The 16,159-nt window shown below is 71.4% G+C and carries 15 protein-coding genes; 6 read left to right on the top strand and 9 right to left on the bottom strand.

Going from position 1 to position 16,159, the window contains the following annotated elements; all coding sequences use genetic code 11:
* Window positions 1–38 precede the first annotated feature (38 nt).
* Window positions 39–1,013, top strand: coding sequence for a COX15/CtaA family protein (locus K7472_RS21700; RefSeq protein ID WP_222980182.1), 975 nt, complete (start codon window positions 39–41; stop codon window positions 1,011–1,013).
* On the opposite strand, the gene K7472_RS21695 is transcribed toward K7472_RS21700, so the two are convergent.
* The 4 genes from K7472_RS21695 to K7472_RS21680 all read right to left on the bottom strand — a co-directional run bounded on the left by K7472_RS21695 (window position 990) and on the right by K7472_RS21680 (window position 4,985).
* A complete protein-coding gene (locus K7472_RS21695) occupies window positions 990–2,132 on the bottom strand; it encodes an amidohydrolase family protein (protein ID WP_222980181.1) in 1,143 nt (380 codons plus the stop codon). The two genes, K7472_RS21700 and K7472_RS21695, sit on opposite strands and share 24 nt — an antisense overlap.
* A complete protein-coding gene (locus tag K7472_RS21690; protein ID WP_222980180.1) occupies window positions 2,132–3,505 on the bottom strand; it encodes a type I glutamate--ammonia ligase in 1,374 nt (457 codons plus the stop codon). Before K7472_RS21690 ends, K7472_RS21695 begins: the two co-directional genes overlap by 1 nt.
* Window positions 3,506–3,569: 64 nt before the next feature.
* Entirely contained in the window at window positions 3,570–3,941 is a 372-nt protein-coding gene (locus K7472_RS21685) for a hypothetical protein (protein WP_222980179.1), read from the bottom strand.
* A 99-nt stretch (window positions 3,942–4,040) separates the two neighbouring features.
* Window positions 4,041–4,985: a heme o synthase gene (locus K7472_RS21680; protein ID WP_308014022.1), complete on the bottom strand. Its 945-nt coding sequence runs from the start codon at window positions 4,983–4,985 to the stop codon at window positions 4,041–4,043.
* Window positions 4,986–5,313: 328 nt separating this feature from the next.
* Here K7472_RS21680 and tkt point away from each other — a divergent pair, with 328 nt between their 5' ends.
* Genes tkt through pgl form a run of 5 tightly spaced genes read left to right on the top strand, consistent with a single transcriptional unit; the run spans window position 5,314 to window position 11,919 of the window.
* Window positions 5,314–7,392, top strand: coding sequence for a transketolase (gene tkt, locus K7472_RS21675; RefSeq protein WP_222980177.1), 2,079 nt, complete (start codon window positions 5,314–5,316; stop codon window positions 7,390–7,392).
* 36 nt (window positions 7,393–7,428) lie between these two features.
* Entirely contained in the window at window positions 7,429–8,547 is a 1,119-nt protein-coding gene (gene tal / locus K7472_RS21670) for a transaldolase (protein WP_222980176.1), read from the top strand.
* Window positions 8,548–8,552: 5 nt separating this feature from the next.
* On the top strand, window positions 8,553–10,079 hold the full coding sequence (gene zwf, locus K7472_RS21665; RefSeq protein ID WP_222980175.1) for a glucose-6-phosphate dehydrogenase: 1,527 nt from the start codon (window positions 8,553–8,555) through the stop codon (window positions 10,077–10,079).
* Window positions 10,076–11,140 carry a glucose-6-phosphate dehydrogenase assembly protein OpcA gene (gene opcA, locus K7472_RS21660; RefSeq protein WP_222980174.1) on the top strand — a complete coding sequence of 355 codons (1,065 nt, stop codon included), beginning with the start codon at window positions 10,076–10,078 and terminating at the stop codon, window positions 11,138–11,140. Before zwf ends, opcA begins: the two co-directional genes overlap by 4 nt.
* Entirely contained in the window at window positions 11,137–11,919 is a 783-nt protein-coding gene (pgl, locus tag K7472_RS21655) for a 6-phosphogluconolactonase (protein ID WP_222980173.1), read from the top strand. Before opcA ends, pgl begins: the two co-directional genes overlap by 4 nt.
* 67 nt (window positions 11,920–11,986) lie before the next feature.
* Here the strand turns inward: pgl and K7472_RS21650 are convergent, their stop codons facing one another.
* The 5 genes from K7472_RS21650 to gap all read right to left on the bottom strand — a co-directional run bounded on the left by K7472_RS21650 (window position 11,987) and on the right by gap (window position 15,940).
* Window positions 11,987–12,322, bottom strand: coding sequence for an RNA polymerase-binding protein RbpA (locus K7472_RS21650; RefSeq protein ID WP_109450932.1), 336 nt, complete (start codon window positions 12,320–12,322; stop codon window positions 11,987–11,989).
* 183 nt (window positions 12,323–12,505) lie between these two features.
* Window positions 12,506–12,742 carry a preprotein translocase subunit SecG gene (gene secG / locus K7472_RS21645; protein ID WP_222980172.1) on the bottom strand — a complete coding sequence of 79 codons (237 nt, stop codon included), beginning with the start codon at window positions 12,740–12,742 and terminating at the stop codon, window positions 12,506–12,508.
* A 96-nt stretch (window positions 12,743–12,838) separates the two neighbouring features.
* Window positions 12,839–13,627 (bottom strand): triose-phosphate isomerase, encoded by a 789-nt coding sequence (gene tpiA / locus K7472_RS21640; protein ID WP_222980171.1) that lies wholly within the window; start codon window positions 13,625–13,627, stop codon window positions 12,839–12,841.
* Window positions 13,628–13,634: 7 nt separating this feature from the next.
* A complete protein-coding gene (locus K7472_RS21635; protein WP_222980170.1) occupies window positions 13,635–14,837 on the bottom strand; it encodes a phosphoglycerate kinase in 1,203 nt (400 codons plus the stop codon).
* A 98-nt stretch (window positions 14,838–14,935) separates the two neighbouring features.
* Window positions 14,936–15,940, bottom strand: coding sequence for a type I glyceraldehyde-3-phosphate dehydrogenase (gene gap, locus K7472_RS21630; protein WP_222980169.1), 1,005 nt, complete (start codon window positions 15,938–15,940; stop codon window positions 14,936–14,938).
* Window positions 15,941–16,159: the final 219 nt, after the last annotated feature.

The raw sequence follows: 16,159 nt of genomic DNA, 5'->3' as shown, positions 1-16,159 counted from the left end.
CGTGAATCCGTGCACAAGCGCTGACCTACGATGACCGGGTGCCGAAATCGCTCAATCCCCTCGCGCTGCTCGCCGACCGCTGGCAACCGCCGTCCAAGTGGGTGGAACGGGTCGCGCTGGCCACCGTCGTGATGGCGGTGCTCATCGTGGTGGGCGGGGGCGCGGTCCGGCTCACCGACTCGGGCCTGGGCTGCCCGACCTGGCCGACCTGCACCGCGCAGAGCCTGACGCCCACGAAGGCGATGGGCATCCACGGTGTCATCGAGTTCACCAACCGCATGATCACCGACGTGCTGTGCGTGGTGGTCGGCGCCGCGATCCTCACCGCGCGCTCCCGCACCCCGTGGCGGCGTTCCCTGACCCGGCTGGGCTGGGGGCAGTTCTGGCTGGTCATGGGCAACGCGGTGCTCGGCGGCATCGTGGTGCTGACCGGCCTGAACCCGTACCTGGTCGGCTCGCACGACGTGCTGGCGTTCGCGCTGCTGACGGTGGCGCTGCTGATGTGGCAGCGCGCCCGGGAGAGCGACGCGCCCGCCCGTGACCTGGTGCCACGCCCGGTGCGGCAGTTGACCTGGGTGCTGGCCGCGGCGACCTGTGCGCTGGTGCTGGCCGGACTGGTGACCACCGGCGCGGGCCCGCACGCGGGCGACGCGCGGCACGTGCACCGCATCCCGGTGAACTGGCGTGAGATCACCCAGCTGCACGTCGACTTCGTGTACATCGTGGTGGGCCTGACGGTGGCGCTGTGGTTCGTGCTGCGCGCGATCGGAGCGCCCGCGCTGATGCGCCGCCGGGTGGTCGAGCTGTTCGCGGTGCTGATGAGTCAGGGCGTCGTGGGGTATGTCCAATATTTCACGCACCTGCCCGTGGGCGTGGTCGAGGTGCACATGCTGGGCGCGTGCCTGGTGTGGATCGCGATGGTCCGCGTCGTCCTGGCGATGCGCGAGCGCCCCGAGGTGACGGCCGCCGCCGCGGTCCCGCCGCAGGAGTCAGCGGTCGCCGCCGGGGTCTGACAGCCCGTAGACCCGCCGCGCGTTGCCGGAGACCAGCAGGGCCGCGACCCGGTGGGCGTCCGGCGCGGACCAGGCGCCCTCGGCGACCCACTCCCCCAGCAGCCGCCGCAGCGCGCCGGTGAACAGCCGGGCGCCGGTCACGTACAGCTCGGGCAGCCCGTAGGCGTCGGTGGAGAACATCAGCTTGCCGAAGGGCGCCAGTTCCAGCGTCTCGGCGAGGACGGCGGCGGCCCGGGCGCCGGTGTGGGCGATCGCGAGCCCGACGTCCGCGTAGACGTGCGGGAAGACGTTGGCCAGGTAGGCGGCCTGGCGGTGGTACGGGTAGCCGTGCAGGAGCACGAGGGCGGAGCCGAGGCCGTCGGTGGCCTTGACGAAGTCGGTGAGCAGCGCGGGGTCGGCCCGGTCAAGTCTGAGGTCGGGATCGCCGAAGCCGGTGTGCAGTTGCAGCGGCAGCCCGGTGGCGACCGCCGACCACATGAGGTGGCGCAGCAGCACCGGGTCGTGGAGCCGGCCGCCGCTCTGGCGGGCGGCGAGCCAGTCGGCGGCGGCGCGTCGCACCTCGGCCGGTCCTGGCGGCTCGGGCTCCAGGGCGAGGCCGTGGCGGTAGGCGGCGACCGACTTGAAGCCGATCGCCGCTCTCGCCGCGTCGTGCACCGCCTCCGCGAGCGCGGTGACGAAGGCCTCGGGGGTGCCGCAGGTGTCGGCGACGCCTTCGGCCAGCGTCTCCAGCCGTACGACCTCGTGCGCGATCGCCCCGGCGGAGGCGGCGAGTTCGGCCGGGCCGGTCAGGTCGCCGGGGATGCCGGTGTCGACCAGGTAGGTGCCGATGCCGGTGCCGCGCAGCAGCAGCCGGGTGCTCTCGTACGCGCCGATCTCCCGGCGCCTGGCGAGGTAGTGGGCGGGCGGGCAGTGCGGTTCCAGGCCGAGCAGCGGCGGGCACCAGCGGCGCACCGCGAACCCGGTCTGGGTGTCGAAGAACGTGGTGCCCGCGGCGGCGGGCGCGTGCGACTCGGTGAGGTACGGCTCGAAGGAGCCGAGCCCGAGTTCCGCCGTCACGACCCCGTGGCAGTGGTGGTCGACCAGCGGTGGCAGCGGCGGCGCCGCGGGCGGGACGGCCATCAGTAGCGCCACCGGGTGGCGGCGGCCACGGCCTCGGGGTCGCGTCCGTCGAGGCTTTCCGCCTCGGCCCTGCGCACCGCGAGCACGGCGCCGTGCAGCGTCTCGCCGAGCGCCGCCCGCAGCACCTCGCTGGCCGCGAAACGGTCGGCGGCCTGGGTCAGCGACCTCGGCAGCCGGGGGGTGGCCGGCGCGACCACGGCCGGGTCGCCCTGCACCGGCGCGGGCAGGCTGCGCTTCGCCTCGGCCCCGGCGAGCCCGGCGGCGAGCACGGCACCGGCCAGCAGGTAGGGGTTGGCGGCCGCGTCGAAGCACTTGACCTCGGCGTTGGCGCTGCCGGACTCGTCGGGCGGCCCGGGGATCAGCCGCAGCGCGGCCTCCCGGTTCTCGAGGCCCCAGCAGTGGTACGCGCCCGCCCACACCGACGGCGCCAGGCGCAGGTAGCTGGCGGGCGAGGGGGCGCCCACGGCCAGCAGCGCGGGCAGTTCGTCGAGGATCCCGGCGAGGAACCCTTCCGCGGTCTCGTCAAGCCCCTGCGGCCCGGGGCCGCCGCGGAAGAGGTCCTGGTCGTCCTGACGCAGGCTCAGGTGCAGGTGGCAGCCGTTGCCGACGCCGCCGGCGACCACGGTGGGCGCGAAGGTGGCGCGCAGCCCGTGCCGCAGGGTGACGGCGCGGATGGTCTCGCGGACGACGAGGAGTTCGTCGGCGGCGCGCAGGGGGTCGGCGGGGGCGGTGGAGACCTCGAACTGGCCGGGCGAGTACTCCGGGTGGATCTGGAGCACTTCCAGTTCCTGGTCGCGCAGCGCGGTGACGATGTCGCGCAGGTAGTCGGACATCTCCACCAGCCGGCTCATGCCGTAGGCGGGTCCCGCGCCCGCGGCGACCGGGGGCTCGTCGTCGCCGGGGCGGCAGACCACCCATTCGGTCTCGTAGCCCATGCGTGGCTCGAAACCGCTGTCGCGGGCGGCGGCGGTCATCCGGCGCAGGAAGTGCCGCGCGCAGCCGGGGTGCGGGACACCGGACTGGTCCTGGCGGTCGGCCGGGACCCAGGCCCAGCCGGGCTGCGCGGCCAGCACCGTGAGGCGGTCGAGGTCGGGGACGAGCCGCAGGTCGCCGTCGGGTCCGCCGCTGAGCGGGGAGGCGGTGATGGCGTCGTCCGAGGTGAAGACGTCGAAGACCGGGGAGGCGCCGACGCCGTGCCGGGCGGCGTGCGCCAGGCGGCCGGTCGGCACCGCCTTGACCCGGGCCACCCCCGAGGTGTCGACCCAGCTGAGCGCGACCGCGTGCACGCCCTCCGCGGTCAGCCGGGCCGCCTCCTGGCGGGCCCGCCGCCGCAGTTCCTCACGTGCCGTACGCTCTTCCGCCCCCGCGCCCATGCGCATCTCCTCGTCCAGCCGTCCATGGTTGTGTGGTCCATGGTGCTAACGGGAGATACGCCTGTCAGGTGTTGGGCGATCCTCCCACCTGAATTCCGGCCATCCTCTTCCACTCGTACGGGCCGGTGCGCACCTTGGCGGCCATCTCGCCGTCGAAGCTGTCCTGGCGGGCGATCCCGGAGGCCTCGACGGCCCGCTCGGCGATCTCGTACGAGGGGGCCACCAGGTCGCCCCAGGTGCCGTCGGAGCCGACGAGGAGGATGCGGGTACCGACCTCGCCGACGTACGCGATCTGGCCTTCGGCGCTGCCGCCGTGGCTGCCCGCGAAGGCGCCGATCCGCTTGGCGAGCCGGGCGACGTGACGCTCGGCTCGGGCGTCCGCGGCGGGCTGGTCGGCCTGCTCGGGCTGCGAGGGGGACTGAGAGGTCTCTGCCATGAGCCCGATGCTACTCGCGGGTAACGGCGCACGGAAGGGCGGCCCGCCCGGCGACGCTCCCGTACGCCGTCGGAGCGGGGAGTCGCGGGCAGTGCGCCGTCAGCGCAGGAACGGGTCGACCGCGACGGCGACGAACAGCAGCGTCGCGTAGGTGATCGACCAGTGGAAGAGTCGCATCTCCTTGAGCTTGGCGCCGACGACCCCGGCCTTGGCCCGGGCCTGCAGCGCGTGCGCCTCCTTGAGCCAGAAGGCCCCGGCGAGCACCGCCACCATCGGGTAGAACCAGCCGGTGGCGCCCAGCGGCCACCACAGGGTGAGCGAGACCAGCACCATCACCCAGCTGTAGAGCACGATCTGCCGGGCGACGACCTTGTTGCCCGCGACGACCGGCAGCATCGGCACGCCGACCCGCTCGTAGTCGTCCTTGACCTTCATCGACAGCGGCCAGTAGTGCGGCGGGGTCCAGAAGAAGAGGACCAGGAAGAGCACGAAGGGCGCCCACGCCAGGTCGTCGCGCACGGCCGACCAGCCGATGAGCACCTGCATGCAGCCCGCGATGCCGCCCCACACGATGTTCTGCGCGGTGCGACGTTTGAGGCCCAGCGTGTAGACGAAGACGTAATAGAGGATGGCCGTCAGGGACAGAGCGGCGGACAGCCAGTTGACCAGCAGTCCGAACCACACCGTCGAGACCACCGACAGGGTGATACCGAAGACGAGGCATTCGGTGGGCGAGACCATCCCGGTGACCAGCGGCCGCTGCTCGGTGCGGTGCATGAGCGCGTCGATGTCGCGGTCGATGTACATGTTGAGCGCGTTGGCGCCACCGGCCGACATGTAGCCGCCGAGCATGGTGACCACGACGAGCCACAGGTCGGGTACGCCCTTGGCGGCCAGGAACATCACCGGAACCGTGGTGATCAGCAGCAGTTCGATGATGCGCGGCTTGGTCAGCGCCACGAACGCCTTCACACGGGCCCCGAACGGCCGGTGCTTCGGGCTCGCCCCGATGACCCCCGAGGGGCGGGTTTCGACGGCCGTCACGAACACCTCTGGGAGGGAGAAAGACCAGCGAGACCATCCCAGTTGCGACGACCGGGTGAGTCTCAGCGCGTACCACGCCACTGTAGACGTTGCCATCCCGTGGCCTGTCGCGGGGGCCCCTCGTGTTGGCTCCGACAGGCGGGGCGACCCCCGATGACTCAGGCTTGGGGAGGCGGTAACAGAATATGTACCAGGAATGAACAAAGTCGTTCCGGTGTTGCGCCGAACGTAGCCGAACGCCTGCCCGCGCAAGGGTAGGCTCGAAATCGCCCGGTGGGCGTAGGGCCGACCGGCGTTCGATCATTGTGGAGAGGAGCCCTGACCCAGGGTGAGCACGAAGCCGACCACCACAGATCTCGAGTGGACCGATCTGGACAAGCGGGCCGTGGATACTGTCCGGGTTCTGGCCATGGACTCTGTCCAGAAGGTCGGGAACGGCCATCCGGGCACGGCCATGAGCCTGGCGCCCGCCGCCTACCTGCTCTTCCAGAAGCTGATGCGCCACGACCCCTCCGACCCGGACTGGACCGGCCGTGACCGGTTCGTCCTGTCGCCCGGTCACACCAGCCTGACGCTCTACATCCAGCTCTTCCTGTCCGGCTACGGGCTCGAACTCGACGACCTCAAGTCGTTCCGCACCTGGGGCTCGCGGACCCCGGGCCACCCGGAGCACGGCCACACCACCGGCGTCGAGACCACGACAGGGCCGCTCGGCCAGGGCATCGCCAACGCGGTCGGCATGGCGATGGCCTCCCGCTACGAGCGCGGCCTGTTCGACCCGGACGCGCCCGAGGGCACCTCGCCGTTCGACCACACCATCTGGGCGATCGTCTCCGACGGCGACATCGAGGAGGGCATCTCCGCCGAGGCCTCCTCCCTCGCCGGCCACCAGAGGCTCGGCAACCTCATCGCGCTCTACGACGACAACCACATCTCCATCGAGGGCGACACCGAGACCGCCCTGAGCGAGGACGTCGTCAAGCGCTACGAGGCGTACGGCTGGCACGTGCAGCGCATCGACCAGGCGCCCGACGGCGACTTCGACGTCGAGGCCCTGCACAAGGCGCTGCTGGCCGCCAAGGCCGAGACCTCCCGCCCGTCGCTGATCGCCGCGCGCACCATCATCGCCTGGCCCGCCCCGCACGCCCAGAACACCGGTGCCGCGCACGGCGCCGCGCTGGGCGAGGACGAGGTCGCGGCCACCAAGAAGGTGCTGGGCTTCGACCCGGACAAGCACTTCGCCGTCGAGGACGCGGTGCTGGCGCACGCCCGCGAGGTCGCCGACCGCGGCCGCGAGGCGCACGCCACGTGGACCAAGAAGTTCGAGGAGTGGCGGGCCAGCAACCCGCGGCGCGCCGCCGACTTCGACCGGATCGACTCCGGCGAGCTGCCGGACGGCTGGGAGAAGGCGCTGCCGGTCTTCGAGGAGGGCAAGGCGGTCGCCACCCGCAAGGCCTCCGGCGAGGTGCTCGCCGCGCTCGGCGAGATCGTGCCGGAGCTGTGGGGCGGCTCGGCCGACCTGGCCGGCTCCAACAACACCACGATCGACAAGAACTCCTCGTTCCTGCCGGAGGGCAACCCGCTGCCCGGCGCCTCCCCGTACGGCCGCACGGTGCACTGGGGCATCCGCGAGCACGCCATGGGCTCGACCATGAACGGCATCGCGCTGCACGGCAACACCCGCATCTACGGCGGCACGTTCCTGGTCTTCTCCGACTACATGCGCCCCGCGGTGCGGCTGGCCGCGCTGATGCAGCTGCCGGTCACCTACGTGTGGACGCACGACTCCATCGGCCTGGGCGAGGACGGCCCGACGCACCAGCCGGTCGAGCACCTGTCCGCGCTGCGCGCCATCCCCGGCCTGAACGTGGTGCGTCCGGCCGACGCCAACGAGACCGCGATCGTCTGGCACGAGATCCTGCGCCGCCACACCGCCAAGCCTGCCCCGCACGGCCTGGCGCTCACCCGGCAGAACGTGCCGACCTACGCGCCCGACCCGCAGGCCGCCAAGGGCGGTTACGTGCGGGCCGAGGCCGAGGGCGGCCAGCCGCAGCTGATCGTCATCGCCACCGGTTCCGAGGTCGAGATCGCCCTCGCCGCCCGCGACGCCCTCCAGGCCGACGGCGTGCCGACCCGCGTGGTCTCGATGCCGTGCGTGGAGTGGTTCGAGGAGCAGGACCAGGCGTACCGCGACCACGTGCTGCCGCCCAACGTCAAGGCCCGGGTCGCCGTGGAGGCCGGCATCGGCCTGACCTGGTACCGGTTCGTCGGCGACTCGGGGCGCATCGTGAGCCTGGAGCACTTCGGCGCCTCCGCCGACTACAAGGTGCTCTACCGCGAGTTCGGGCTGACCCCCGAGGCCGTCGTGGGCGCCGCGCGCGACTCGATCGCCGCCGCGTCCCGCTGATCAGCTCACCGTAACTTTCGAGGAGATGTACATCCCATGACAGACGCACTCAAGCGCCTCTCCGACGAAGGCGTCGCGATCTGGCTCGACGACCTGTCGCGCAAGCGGATCACCTCCGGCAACCTCGCCGAGCTGATCGACTCCAGCCACGTGGTCGGTGTCACCACCAACCCGACCATCTTCCAGAAGGCCATCTCCGGCGACCCGGCCTACGACGAGCAGGTCGCCGACCTCGCGGTGCGCAGGGTCACCGTCGAGGAGGCGCTGCGCATGATCACCACCTCGGACGTGCGGGACGCGGCCGACGTGCTGCGCCCGGTCTTCGACGCCACCGACGGCCAGGACGGCCGGGTCTCCATCGAGGTCGACCCGCGTCTGGCGCACAACACGGCGGCGACCGTCGCCGAGGCCAAGCAGCTGGCGTGGCTGGTGGACCGGCCGAACACCTTCATCAAGATCCCGGCGACCGAGGCGGGCCTGCCGGCCATCGCCGACGTCATCGGCCGGGGCATCAGCGTCAACGTCACGCTGATCTTCTCCCTCGACCGGTACCGCGCCGTGATGGACGCCTACCTGACCGGCCTGGAGAAGGCGAAGGCCGCCGGGCTCGACCTGTCGCAGATCCGTTCGGTCGCCTCCTTCTTCGTCTCGCGCGTCGACACCGAGATCGACAAGCGGCTGGACAAGATCGGCGGCGACCAGGCCAAGGGCCTCAAGGGCAAGGCCGCGGTGGCCAACGCCCGCCTCGCCTACCAGGCGTACGAGGAGGTCTTCTCCTCCGACCGCTGGGCGGCCCTGGAGAAGGCCGGCGCCCGCAAGCAGCGTCCGCTGTGGGCCTCGACCGGCGTGAAGGACCCGGCCTACCCGGACACCCTCTACGTCACCGAGCTGGTCGCGCCGAACACCGTCAACACCATGCCGGAGGCCACCCTCCAGGCCACCGGCGACCACGGTGAGGTCACCGGCGACACCATCACCGGCAACTACGCCGACGCCCAGGGCGTCCTCGACGCCCTCGCGGGCGTGGGCGTCGACTACGACGACGTGGTCAAGGTGCTGGAGGACGAGGGCGTCGAGAAGTTCGAGGCGTCCTGGAACGACCTGCTCAAGTCCACCGAGGCCGAGCTCAAGCGCCTCGCTCCCTCGGAGGCCTGACCACAGTGACCACCAGCAGCAACCCGCTGCGTGACCCCAGGGACCGGCGGCTCCCGCGTATCGCGGGGCCGTCCGGCCTGGTCATCTTCGGCGTCACGGGTGACCTGTCACGCAAGAAGCTGATGCCCGCCGTCTACGACCTCGCCAACCGCGGGCTGCTGCCGCCGGGCTTCTCGCTCGTCGGCTTCGCCCGGCGCGACTGGGAGGACGAGGACTTCGCCCAGGTCGTGCACGACGCCGTCAAGGAGCACTCGCGGACCCCGTTCCGCGAGGAGGTGTGGACCCAGCTCGCCGAGGGCTTCCGGTTCGTGCCCGGCGAGTTCGACGACGACCAGGCGTTCGAGACGCTGCGCACCACCATCGACGACCTGGACAAGGCCCGCGGCACCGGCGGCAACTTCGCGTTCTACCTGTCGGTCCCGCCGAAGTTCTTCCCCAAGGTGGTCGAGCAGCTCAAGAAGCACGGGCTGTCCGAGGGCCGCGGCGACTCCTGGCGGCGTGCCGTCATCGAGAAGCCGTTCGGCCACAACCTGGCGAGCGCGCAGGAGCTCAACAAGGTCGTGCACAGCGTGTTCGACCCCAACGAGGTCTTCCGCATCGACCACTACCTGGGCAAGGAGACGGTCCAGAACATCCTGGCGCTGCGCTTCGCCAACACGATGTTCGAGCCGATCTGGAACCGCTCCTACGTCGACCACGTGCAGATCACCATGGCCGAGGACATCGGCATCGGCGGTCGCGCGGGGTACTACGACGGCATCGGCGCGGCCCGTGACGTCATCCAGAACCACCTGCTCCAGCTGCTGGCGCTGACCGCGATGGAGGAGCCGGGCTCCTTCCACCCCAAGGCGCTGGTGGCCGAGAAGCTGAAGGTGCTGGGCGCCGTCGAGCTGCCCGAGGACCTGGGCAGGCACACCGTGCGCGGCCAGTACGCGCACGCCTGGCAGGGCGGCGAGGAGGTGCTCGGCTACCTGGAGGAGGAGGGCATCGACCCCAAGTCCAAGACCGACACCTACGCCGCGATCAAGCTCACCATCAACAACCGCCGCTGGGCGGGCGTGCCGTTCTACCTGCGCACCGGCAAGCGGCTCGGCCGCCGGGTCACCGAGATCGCGGTGGTCTTCAAGCGCGCCCCGTACCTGCCGTTCGAGTCCGGCGCCACCGAGGAGCTGGGGCAGAACGCGCTGGTCATCCGGGTGCAGCCGGACGAGGGCGTGACCGTGCGGTTCGGTTCCAAGGTGCCGGGCACCTCGATGGAGGTCCGCGACGTCACGATGGACTTCGCCTACGGCGAGTCCTTCACCGAGTCCAGCCCCGAGGCGTACGAGCGGCTGCTGCTCGACGTGCTGCTGGGCGACGCCAACCTCTTCCCGCGGCACCAGGAGGTCGAGCTGTCCTGGACCATCCTCGACCCGATCGAGGAGTACTGGGACAAGCACGGCAAGCCCGCCCAGTACGCCGCCGGGACCTGGGGGCCCGCGGAGGCGGACGAGATGCTCGCACGAGACGGCAGGAGCTGGCGTCGGCCATGAAGATCGATCTCACGGACACCACATCGTCGAAGATCAACGCCGGCGTCATCCAGGCCCGCCGTGCCAGCGGCACCCCGGCCGTCGGCATGGTCCTCACCCTGGTCATCGTCACCGACGAGGGCAACGCGTACGACGCCCTCAAGGCGGCCGGCGACGCCTCCCGGGAGCACCCGTCCCGCATCCTCGCGGTGATCAAGCGCCCGGGCCGCTCGCCCCGGGACCGCGCCAAGTCGCGTCTCGACGCCGAGATCCGCGTCGGTTCCGACGCGGGCACCGGCGAGACCGTGATGCTGCGGCTCCACGGCGAGCTGGCCAACCACGCCGAGTCGGTCGTCCTGCCGCTGCTGCTGCCGGACGCGCCGGTGGTGGTCTGGTGGCCGGAGGACGCCCCTGGGAACCCGGCGGAACACCCGCTGGGCAAGCTGGCGCAGCGCCGGATCACCGACGCGGCGGCGGCCGAGGATCCGGTGGCGGCGCTGCGGGTGCGGGCGGACACCTACTCCCCCGGCGACACCGACCTGGCGTGGACCCGGATCACCCCGTGGCGCAGCATGCTGGCCGCGGCGCTGGACCAGAAGCACTCGGCCGTCACCGCCGCGATCGTGGAGGGCGAGCCGTACAACCCGAGCACCGAGCTGCTGGGGATGTGGCTGGCCGACCGCCTGGAGGTGCCGGTCGAGCGCAGGGTGTCGGACGGGCCGGGGCTGACCGCGGTGCGGCTGTCGACCGCGGACGGCGAGATCTGCCTGGACCGCGCGGACGGGGCGCTGGCGGAGCTGGCGATGCCCGGCCAGCCGGACCGGCACGTCGCCCTCAAGCGGCGTGACACCGCCGAGCTGATCGCGGAGGAGTTGCGTCGGCTGGATCCGGACGACATCTACCGCGAGACGGTCCGGGTCGGCGTCAAGCGGCTCACCGGCCACGACCACCCGGCGGGTGACGGCCCGGAGGTCGCCGCGGGCCAGGCGCCCGAGGTGGCCGACACCGCGCCCGCGGCGCGCAAGACCACCGCGCGCAAGACCGCAGCGTCGGGCAACTCCCGTACGGGGAAGTCGAAGTGACGGCCCCCCAGGTCGTGGTGCACCGCGACAAGGAACTGATGGCGAAGGCGGCGGCGGCCCGGCTGATCACCCGGATCGTCGACGCCCAGGCCGCCCGCGGTTCCGCGTCGGTGGTGCTCACCGGCGGGCGCAACGGCAACGCGCTGCTCGCGGCGCTCGCCGAGGCGCCCGCCCGGGACGCGGTGGACTGGGGCCGCCTCGACCTGTGGTGGGGCGACGAGCGCTACCTGCCCGAGGGCGACCCGGAGCGCAACGTCACGCAGGCCCGCCAGGCGCTGCTGGACGCCGTGCCGGTCGATCCGGCGCGGGTGCACCCGATGCCCGCCTCCGACGGCGGTCACGGCTCGGACGCGGACGCGGCGGCCGAGGGTTATGCGGCGGAGCTGGCGAAGGCGGCCGGTCCCGAGGACCACGCGGGCGTGCCGTCGTTCGACGTGCTGATGCTGGGCGTCGGCCCGGACGCGCACGTGGCCTCGCTCTTCCCCGAGCACCCCGGGGTACGGGAGACCGAGCGCACCGTCATCGGTGTGCACGGCTCGCCCAAGCCGCCGCCCACCCGGATCTCGCTGACCCTGCCGGCGATCCGGGCGGCGCGTGAGGTGTGGCTGCTGGCCGCGGGCGAGGACAAGGCGAACGCGGCGGCCATGGCGCTGTCCGGGGCGGGCGAGATCCAGGCCCCGGCCGCGGGCGCGTACGGCCGGGGCCGCACGCTGTGGCTGCTGGACCGCACCGCGGCGGCCCAACTGCCGCGGGAGCTGTACCCGCCGGCCTCGGCCTGATCCGGTACGAAGGCCTGCGGAAAGCGAGAGGGTGTGGGAGGCGGTCGCCTCCCACACCCTCTCGTCGTCAGATCTCCCCGCGCAGTTTCGCCAGCGCCTCGGCGAGGATCGCCTCGCCGTCCGCGTCGCTGCGGCGCTCCCGCACGTACGCCAGGTGCGTCTTGTAGGGCTCGGTGCGCGGCGGGTCCGGCGGGTTGTTCTCGTCCTGGCCGGCCGGGAAGCCGCAGCGGGGGCAGTCCCAGGTGTCCGGGATCTGCGCGTCACTGGCGAAACTCGGCTGCGTCTCGTGCCCGTTCGAGCACCAGAAGGAGATGCGAAGACGCGGCGCGGACTCGCCGCGCTCCGCCTCCCCCATCGGCCCCGCTCCGACCCGACTGCCACGGATCGCGTTGCCACTTGCCACGGTCGTAACTCCCTGCGTGATGGTGCTGCGAGGTCGTCCAGTTTACGGAGACCTTACGTCTCGTCCAGCGGGAGGCCAACCGGCCCGGCACCTCGCGGACGCCGTCCCATGATAAGCCGCGGGGGCGACGGGCCGTCAGTTACGCCCGAACCGGGCGCGGTACGGCCGCAGGGTGGGCCCGGGTCACTTCTGGAACTTCAGCACCAGACCGAGGCCGACGACGCACGCGAACCACAGCAGGCCGATGATGACGGTGATGCGGTCGAGGTTGCGCTCGGCCACCGAGGAGCCGCCGACGGAGGACTGCATGCCGCCGCCGAACATGTCCGAGAGACCGCCGCCCTTCCCCTTGTGCATCAGCACGAGCAGCATCAGCAGCAGGCTGAACACGATGAGGGCGATGGAGAATCCGGTGACCACGGCTGGACCAACTCTCTGGGGGAACCTACGACGGCGCGGGGACCGACCGCGGCAGTCCGCGCCCGGTCCCCGACAGGGTACTTCGGATCGAGTCCGTCAGCCTACTGCCTGATCAGCGAAGCGGACGATCCTGACGAACTCGTCGGCGTCCAGCGAGGCACCGCCGACCAGCGCGCCGTCGACGTCCGGCTGCACCATGATCGCGGCGATGTTGCCGGCCTTGACCGACCCGCCGTACTGGATGCGGACCTGGTCGGCCAGCTCCTGGTCGTACAGCTCGGCCAGCCGCCCGCGGATCGCGCCGCAGACCTCCTGGGCGTCCTGGGGCGTGGCGACCTCGCCGGTGCCGATCGCCCACACGGGCTCGTAGGCGATGACGATCGTGCGCGCCTGGTCGGCCGGGACGTCCCCCAGGGCGCCGTCGACCTGGGCGAGGGTGTGCGCGACCTGGTTGCCGGCCCTGCGCACGTCCAGGCCCTCGCCGACGCACAGGATCGGGGTCAGGTCGTGCCGGAACGCGGCCTTGACCTTGGCGTTGACGATCGCCTCGTCCTCACCGTGGTACTGGCGTCGCTCGCTGTGACCGATCGTCACGTAGGAGCACTTGAGCTTGGCGAGCATCGGGCCGGAGATCTCGCCGGTGTACGCGCCGGAGTCGTAGGCCGAGACGTCCTGGGCGCCGTACTTGATCTTCAGCTTGTCGCCGTCGACCAGGGTCTGCACCGAGCGCAGGTCGGTGAAGGGCGGCAGGACGGCGACCTCCACGGCCGCGTAGTCCTTGTCGGTCAGCGCGAAGGCGAGCTTCTGGACGTGGGCGATGGCCTCGAGGTGGTTGAGGTTCATCTTCCAGTTGCCCGCCATCAGCGGGGTGCGGGTGGTGCTCATGTGGTGGTCAGTCCTCCAGTGCGGCGAGGCCGGGCAGCGTCTTGCCCTCGAGGTACTCGAGGCTGGCGCCGCCGCCGGTCGAGATGTGGCCGAAGGCGTTCTCGTCGAAGCCCAGGATGCGTACGGCCGCGGCCGAGTCGCCGCCGCCGACGACGGTGAAGGCCGGGCTGTCCAGGAGCGCCTGGGCGACCGCGCGGGTCCCGTCCGCGTAGTCGGGGTGCTCGAAGACGCCCATCGGGCCGTTCCAGAACACGGTGGCCGCGTCCGCCAGCTTGGCGGCGAACAGCTTGCGGGTCTCCGGACCGATGTCCAGGCCCTGCACGTCGGCCGGGATGGCGTCGGCGGGCACCACGACGGGGTGGGTCGGGGCCTGCGCCTTCAGGTCGGGGAAGTCCGGCGCGGCCACCACGTCGACCGGCAGGACGAACTCCACGCCCTGCTTCTCGGCGCGGGCCAGGTACTCCTTGACCGCCGGGATCTGGTCCTCCTGCAACAGGCTCTTGCCCACCTCGTGGCCCTGGGCGGCCAGGAAGGTGTAGGCCATGCCGCCGCCGATCAGCAGGCGGTCGGCCTTGCCCAGCAGGTGGTCGATGACGCCCAGCTTGTCGGAGACCTTGGCGCCGCCGAGCACGACGGCGTACGGGCGCGCCACGTCCTCGGTGAGCTTCTTCAGGACGCCGACCTCGGTGGCGATCAGGCCGCCGGCGGCGTGCGGGAGGCGCGCCGGGAGGTCGTAGACGGAGGCGTGCTTGCGGTGCACGGCGCCGAAGCCGTCGCCCACGTAGGCGTCGGCGAGCGCGGCCAGCGCGTCGGCGAAGGCACCGCGCTCGGCGTCGTCCTTGGCGGTCTCGCCCGCGTTGAACCGCAGGTTCTCCAGCAGCGTGACCTCGCCGTCGGCCAGGGCGGCGACGGTGGCCTTCGCGCTGTCGCCCACGGTGTCGGTGGCGAACGCGACGTCCTTGCCCAGCAGTTCACCGAGGCGCGCGGCGACCGGGCGGAGCGAGAACTGCGGGTCCGGCGCGCCCTTGGGGCGGCCGAGGTGGGAGGCGACGATCACCTTGGCGCCGCGTTCGGCGAGCTTGGTGATGGTCGGGACGGCGGCACGGATGCGGCCGTCGTCGGTGATCCCGTCCCCGGAGAGGGGGACGTTGAGGTCGGCGCGGACGAACACCCGCCGTCCGGCGACATCGAGATCGTCGATCGTCTTCATGTGTGGCTCCTGGAATACCCGGAGTAGGGACGAGGCCCGTACGACGGCGGCGTCGTACGGGCCTCGTCCTCGTGCATCGCGGTGCTACCGGCTCCGTGTCAGAGCCGGCCGCCGATGAAGGTGGTCAGGTCCACCAGGCGGTTGGAGTAGCCCCACTCATTGTCGTACCAGCCGATGACCTTAACGCTCTTGCCCTGCGCCATCGTCAGGGAGGAGTCGAACGTGCACGAAACGGGCTGGTTGACGATGTCCGAGGAGACGATCGGGTCCTCGGTGTACTCCAGGATGCCCTTCAGCTGACCCTCGGCGGCCTTCTGGAACGCGGCGTTGACCTCGTCCTTGGTGACCTCGCGCTCCAGCTCGACCACCAGGTCGGTGACGGAGCCGGTGGGGACCGGCACGCGCATCGCGATGCCGTCCAGCTTGCCCTTGAGGGCCGGGATGACCAGCGCGGTGGCCTTGGCGGCACCGGTGGTGGTCGGGATGATGTTCTGCGCGGCGGCGCGGGCGCGGCGCAGGTCCTTGTGCGGGAAGTCCAGGATGCGCTGGTCGTTGGTGTACGCGTGGACCGTCGTCATCAGGCCCTTGACGATGCCGAAGTTCTCCAGCAGCACCTTCGCCATCGGCGCCACACAGTTGGTGGTGCACGAGGCGTTGGAGATGATGTTGTCCTTGGCGGGGTCGTAGGCGTCGTTGTTGACACCCATGACGATCGTGATGTCCTCGTCCTTGGCGGGGGCCGAGATGATGACCTTCTTGGCGCCGCCCGCGAGGTGCTTGGCGGCGTCGTCCCGCTTGGTGAAGATGCCGGTGGACTCGATGACGATGTCGACGTCCAGCTCGCCCCAGGGGAGGTTCGCCGGGTCGCGCTCGGCGAGGACCTTGATGGTCTTGCCGTTCACGGTGATGGAGTCGGAGGTGTGGCTGACCTCGGCGTTGAGGCGGCCCAGAATGGTGTCGTACTTCAGCAGGTGCGCGGTGGTCGCGGTGTCGCCCAGGTCGTTGACCGCCACGACGTCCAGGTCGGCGCCCTGCTCAAGGGCGGCACGGAAGAAGTTGCGACCGATGCGGCCAAAGCCGTTGATACCTACGCGGATCGTCACGAACCGATCTCCTCGTTGATGCGCCGGAATACAGTCCGGCTGCGCCGTTTGGTTGTCCCCGACCACCACCGACCCTACCTCGCCGAGGGGTCCGGAGTGACATCGGTGACAGTGCCGTGTTCGGCGATGCGCGACGGCCGTCCTGGCTGGTATAGGACGCTTTGCTTATGAGCGGAGGACGGCACAGGAGAGCACGTCAGTACGGCGGGAAAAGGCGGG

It is taken from the genome of Streptantibioticus parmotrematis (assembly GCF_019890615.1).
Lineage (GTDB): Bacteria > Actinomycetota > Actinomycetes > Streptomycetales > Streptomycetaceae > Streptantibioticus_D > Streptantibioticus_D parmotrematis.
Note: the sequence above shows the minus strand (reverse complement) of the source record. Positions and strands in the feature narration are given on the sequence as shown.

What these genes read in the sequence shown, in the direction of transcription:
- K7472_RS21695 (WP_222980181.1), bottom strand. Translation starts at nt 2,132, where the DNA reads ATGGCCGTCCCGCCCGCGGCGCCGCCGCTGCCACCGCTGGTCGACCAC.
- K7472_RS21690 (WP_222980180.1), bottom strand. Translation starts at nt 3,505, where the DNA reads ATGGGCGCGGGGGCGGAAGAGCGTACGGCACGTGAGGAACTGCGGCGG.
- K7472_RS21685 (WP_222980179.1), bottom strand. Translation starts at nt 3,941, where the DNA reads ATGGCAGAGACCTCTCAGTCCCCCTCGCAGCCCGAGCAGGCCGACCAG.
- tal (WP_222980176.1), top strand. Translation starts at nt 7,429, where the DNA reads ATGACAGACGCACTCAAGCGCCTCTCCGACGAAGGCGTCGCGATCTGG.
- opcA (WP_222980174.1), top strand. Translation starts at nt 10,076, where the DNA reads ATGAAGATCGATCTCACGGACACCACATCGTCGAAGATCAACGCCGGC.
- tpiA (WP_222980171.1), bottom strand. Translation starts at nt 13,627, where the DNA reads ATGAGCACCACCCGCACCCCGCTGATGGCGGGCAACTGGAAGATGAAC.
- K7472_RS21635 (WP_222980170.1), bottom strand. Translation starts at nt 14,837, where the DNA reads ATGAAGACGATCGACGATCTCGATGTCGCCGGACGGCGGGTGTTCGTC.